General features: G+C 67.9%; 1 protein-coding gene. It reads left to right on the top strand.

What is annotated here, in order from left to right; genetic code table 11:
• Positions 1 to 372, top strand: a 372-nt coding sequence (locus tag AC07RV_RS45860) for an ABC transporter permease (protein ID WP_492716650.1), incomplete at its 5' end; no start/stop codon positions are given.
• Positions 373 to 532 lie beyond the last annotated feature (160 nt).

Below are 532 nucleotides of genomic sequence, written 5' to 3'. Positions count from 1 at the left end.
GCCATCCTCGCGCGCATCACCCGCTCGGCCGTGCTGGAGGTCATGCGCGAGGACTTCGTGCGCACCGCGCGCGCCAAGGGCGTGACCCAGCGCGCCGTGCTCTGGACCCACGTCCTGCGCAACGCCCTGATCCCCGTCATCACCGTCATGGGCATGCAGTTCTCCGAGCTGCTCGCCGGCACCATCGTGGTGGAGAACGTGTTCTACCTGCCGGGCCTGGGCCGCCTGATCTTCCAGGCCATCAGCAACCGCGACCTCATCGTCGTGCGCAACTGCGTCATGCTGCTCGCAGCCATGGTCGTCATCGTCAACTTCGTGGTCGACGTGCTCTATGCCGTCATCGACCCGCGCATCAAGGCGAGCGACATATGAGCGCCATTGCATCGGTTACCCCCAGCGCCGCCGCCCTCAAGCTGCCCGGCTTCTGGCAGCGCGCGCGCCACCACCGCAGCTTCGTCATCGGCGGCGTGCTCGCCGCCCTGCTGCTGCTCGCGGCCCTGGTCTCCTACCTCTGGACGCCCTACTCGCCCTA

The sequence above is a fragment of the Variovorax sp. GW821-FHT09B01 genome (assembly GCF_059418345.1).
Note: the sequence above shows the minus strand (reverse complement) of the source record. Positions and strands in the feature narration are given on the sequence as shown.